This is a genomic window from Halorubrum sp. SD612 (assembly GCF_002135005.1).
The window spans coordinates 1-4,280 of the sequence record NZ_NEWI01000185.1 but is presented as its reverse complement, the minus strand read 5'-3'; the positions used below and the strand labels follow the sequence as shown (position 1 = coordinate 4,280).

The window sequence follows — 4,280 nt, the reverse complement described above, 5'->3', positions numbered from 1 at the left end:
CGCGGCGCGTCTGCGGCACGAGGATGGGAGCCGAGACGACGTTGAGAAGCACCAGCAGGGGCGGGCCGCTGACCAGCCGCGAGAGCAGGCCCTTCTCGGTCGCGCCCACGATGAGCATCGTGGCGTCGCGGGCGGCGCGCTCGATGCTCTCCTCCACGGCGCCGGTCTCGATCCGGAGCGTCGCGTCCGAGAGGTCGTGGGCGTCGGCCCACTCCGAGAGGAACGCGCGGCCCTCCGCCTCCTCGCCCGGCTCGGCGACGTGGAGCAGCGTGACCTCGCCGTCGAACTCGGCCTGGAGCATCTTCGCGACCGCGCCGGAGAGGTCGGAGGCCGGGCCGCCGGCGGTCGGCACGAGGATGCGCGCGGGGTCGAACCCGCGGTCGCGGAACACGAGGAAGTCGGAGGGGAGCGAGTACGCCAGCTCGTCGATCGCGGACTCGGCGCGCCCGGGCGCCCCGTGGGAGTCCTCGCCCCAGCCCATCACGGTCATGTCGGCGCCGTAGGTGCGCGCGGCGTCGAACACCTCCTCGAACACGCGGTGCGAGAGCACGACGTGGGTCTCCACGTCGACGCCGAACGTCTCGGCGTCCTCGCGGGCCTGGTCTAAGAGGCCGTGCGCCGCCTCGTGTGCGCCGCGGTCGCGGGCCGCCTCCAGCGAGGTCTGGTCGGGGACGTTCGCGATGTTGACCGCGACGACGGTCCCGTCGCGCTGCTTGGCGATGGCCGAGGCGAGCGTGATCAGGTGCTCCTCGGTCTTGGGGTTCGCGAGCGGCACCATCACGCGGTAGTCGTCGCCGCTCGGCTGGACGGCCGTCGCCGCCGAGACGGCCTGCTCGGGCAGGTCCTCGGAGCGGTCGAGGATCCACGTCCCGAGCACGCCGCGCGCCTCGACCTTCCCGCGGGCGTACAGCAGGTACCACAGCACGGCGAAGGCGACGAGGCCGCCCGACAGCGCGATGATCCGCGGCTCGATGTAGGCGATCAGCGCGAACGACGACAGCGTCCCGATTATCGGGACGGCCGGGTAGAAGGGGACCTCGAAGTCGGGGTCGTACCCCTCGACCTCCGACTCGCGCATGACGATGAGCGCGAGGTTGAGCAGCCCGTAGACGATGAGGTGGAGGACGGAGCCCATCGTCGACAGCGACTCGACGCCGCCGGCGACGAGGAAGACGAGGATGAGCGCGCCGGTGAGCGCGATCGACTTGTACGGGGTGCCGAACCGCTCGTGGATCTCGTTGAGCTTCGGGGTGACGATCTTCTCGCGGCCCATCGCGAAGTTGATCCGCGACGAGGAGAGGATCGACGCGTTCGCCGAGGAGGCGGTCGCGAGCAGCCCGCCGATCAGCAGCATGCCGGCGCCGACGGCGCCCAGCGAGAAGCCGAACACCTCGTACTGCCCGAACAGGAGCCGGGCGGCGTCGACGACCGCGGTCTCGTTGTTCGCGACCAGCTCGTTCGGCACGGCCGCAAGCAGGACGAGGAGGAACAGCGCGTACACGACCGTGACGATGACGACCGAGCCGAGCACCGCGAGCGGGAGGTTCCGCCCGGGGTCTTTGATCTCCTCGGCGACCGAGGTGATCTGGACGAACCCGAGATACGAGACGAAGATGATCCCCGTCACCGGCAGCACCTGGCTCGTCGTCCCCGGCGGCGCGAGCGGCCGCAGCGACGACATCTCGGCGTTCAGCAGGCCGACGACGGTGAAGACGGCGAGGATGCCCAGAAGCGACATCACGATGACGATCTGGAGCCCGCCCGTCTCCTTCGCGCCGAAGTAGTTGACCGCGATGAAGAGGAGCGCGCCGGCGAGGCCGATCACCTGCGCCGCCTCCAGCGTCACGAAGCCGAGCCCGACCGGGTCGAGGCCGACCAAGGCGTTGACGTACTCGCCGAAGCCGTACATGTAGAACGCGGAGGCGAACGCGAGCCCGAGCCAGTTCGCCCAGCCCGCCACGGAGCCGAACATGGGGCCGAGCGCGCGGTTGACGTAGAAGTACGCGCCGCCGGACTTCGGCATCGCCGTCCCGAGTTCGGAGGCAGACAGCGCCGTGAACAGGGCGATCACGCCGCCGAGGACGAACGTGAACGCCGCGAGGGGCCCGGCGCGCGCGACCGCGGTGCCCGGCAGGACGAAGATTCCGGCGCCGATCATCGTCCCGATCCCGATGGTGAGCGCCGCGAGCGGGCCGAGGTCCTTCGCGAGCTCCTCGTCGCCGCTCACGGCGGCCCACCTCGGGCGGTTGTGACTCGTCGGGCGTGTATCATACATCCTTTCGCGCCTCCGTTCGTATAAACCCGGTTGATCCGGCCGAGGGCGCCGTCTCCGGAAGCGATCGGGGGGTTCGGCGGTCGGAAGGCGTCCCCGGACCGGCCCCGCATCGCGCCTTTTGAACGTATCACAAGGTCCATACCCTCACGCGTCCCGGTACGATCCAACAGGTGGATCCCGTGACGAAGAAACGCGAATACCGCGACGACTACGACGAGAAGACGCTGTACATCCCGGGCCCGACGGAGGTCCCCGACGACGTGATCGAGGCGATGGCCGAGCCGATGTTCGGCCACCGGATGGACCGGATGACCGACCTGTACACCACCATCGTCGAGGACACGAAGGAGTTCCTCGGCACCGACAACGAGGTCGTCATCCTCACCGGCTCCGGCACCGAGTTCTGGGAGGCGACGACGCTCAACCTCGTCGACGAGCACGTCCTCGTCCCGACCTGCGGCGCCTTCAGCGAGCGCTACGCCAACGTCGCCGAGCGCCTCGGCAAGGACGTCGACCGCCTGGAGTACGAGTGGGGCGAGGCGGTCAAGCCCGAGGACGTCCGCGAGGCGGTCGAGGCCGCCGACGCGGAGTACGACATGGTCGCGGGCGTGATGAACGAGTCCTCGACCGGCGTGCGGAACCCGATCGAGGAGATCGGCGACGTGCTCAAAGAGTACCCGGACACCTACTTCGCCGTCGACGCCGTCTCGTCGCTCGGCGGCGACTACGTCGACATCGACGCCCACGGGATCGACGCGATCTTCGCGTCCACCCAGAAGGCGTTCGCGATGCCGCCCGGGCTCGCCGTCTGCGTCGTCAGCGATGACGCCTACGACCGCGAGGTCGAGAAGGGCGACTCCTCGTGGTACGGCGGCTTCCGTCGCACCATCGACTACTACGACCGGAAGGGCCAGACCCACTCGACGCCCGCCATCCCGATCATGCTGGCGTACCGCCAGCAGATGAAACACATGCTCGACGAGGGCCACCGCGCCCGCGACGAGCGCCACCGCGAGATGATGGAATACGTCCACGACTGGGCCGACGAGCACTTCGCGATGTTCCCCGAGGAGGGGTACGAGTCGCAGACGGTCGCCTGCATCGAGAACACGCAGGGGATCGACGTGGCCGCGACCATCGAGGAAGTGAACGAGACGTACGACATGGCCTTCTCGAACGGTTACGGCGACCTCGGCGAGGAGACGTTCCGGATCGGCCACATGGGCGAACACACCGTCGAGAGCGTGAAAGAGCTCACCGACGCCATCGAGGACGTGGCGGATCTTTAACCCGGTCGGTCCGCGTCCGATTCACCCCTCGCCGCGGTCGGCGACCAGCTCGATCCGGTAGATCCGGCCGCCGGCGTCGGTCCGTTCGGCGTCGACGACGACGAACGCGCGGTCGTCGACGTCGACGATGTCGCCGGTGTCGAGTGGCTCCGTTGCCTTCTCGTCCGTTTCGCTCTCTCCGCCGACCGCGTCCGCGCCGACGCCGAGCGCGGCCTCTCCCTGATCGATCGCGCGACGCCAGAAGGCGTCCGAGGGCGGCCGCGGCCCCACCCGCGACGCCAGTTCGCTCCGCGTGAGTCGTCTCATCGGGCGCAACTCGTCGCACGCGCCCTTAGCCGGTTCGGATCCCGGCGAGGCGGAGAAGCGCCGGACCGCCTCTACAGCCAGAGCAGCTGCGCGTGCCGCGTCTCCTCGAACTCCAGAACGGTCTCCTCGTCGACGAGCCCCGCCTCGACCGCGACGCCGACCGCCTCGGTGCCGACGATGTTCGCGACCTGCGCGCGGTGGAGCCCCTCGATCACCTCCTCGGCGGTCGCCTCGACGGCGTCGTCGCCGCCGTAGAACTCCTCGCTCACGGTGAGCGTCACCGGCCCGTCCTCGTACGTCTCGCCGAGGCAGTCGGGGTCGCAGACGGAGACGAGCCGGCCCTCGGCGGTCTCGCGCTCGCGGAGGAGCATTCAGAAGCCCTCGGGCCCCTCGCCCTGGAGCTCTCGCTC

The 4,280-nt window shown here is 69.6% G+C and carries 4 protein-coding genes; 1 reads left to right on the top strand and 3 read right to left on the bottom strand.

Annotated features, from left to right (window positions below):
• On the bottom strand, window positions 1-2,227 hold a 2,227-nt coding region (locus tag B9G38_RS14590), incomplete at its 3' end, for an amino acid permease (RefSeq protein WP_086220855.1).
• Between the two features lie 227 nt (window positions 2,228-2,454).
• Here B9G38_RS14590 and B9G38_RS14585 point away from each other — a divergent pair.
• On the top strand, window positions 2,455-3,564 hold the full coding sequence (locus tag B9G38_RS14585) for an alanine--glyoxylate aminotransferase family protein (protein ID WP_086220856.1): 1,110 nt from the start codon (window positions 2,455-2,457) through the stop codon (window positions 3,562-3,564).
• A gap of 21 nt (window positions 3,565-3,585) precedes the next feature.
• Here B9G38_RS14585 and B9G38_RS14580 read toward each other — a convergent pair whose 3' ends face one another.
• Both B9G38_RS14580 and B9G38_RS14575 read right to left on the bottom strand, forming a co-directional pair.
• Window positions 3,586-3,870: a hypothetical protein gene (locus B9G38_RS14580; RefSeq protein WP_086220854.1), complete on the bottom strand. Its 285-nt coding sequence runs from the start codon at window positions 3,868-3,870 to the stop codon at window positions 3,586-3,588.
• A gap of 71 nt (window positions 3,871-3,941) precedes the next feature.
• On the bottom strand, window positions 3,942-4,241 hold the full coding sequence (locus tag B9G38_RS14575; protein WP_086220853.1) for a DUF424 domain-containing protein: 300 nt from the start codon (window positions 4,239-4,241) through the stop codon (window positions 3,942-3,944).
• Window positions 4,242-4,280 lie beyond the last annotated feature (39 nt).

Excerpts from the sequence above, each read along its gene's own strand:
- B9G38_RS14575 (WP_086220853.1), bottom strand. The coding sequence starts at position 4,241 with ATGCTCCTCCGCGAGCGCGAGACCGCCGAGGGCCGGCTCGTCTCCGTC.
- B9G38_RS14580 (WP_086220854.1), bottom strand. The coding sequence starts at position 3,870 with ATGAGACGACTCACGCGGAGCGAACTGGCGTCGCGGGTGGGGCCGCGG.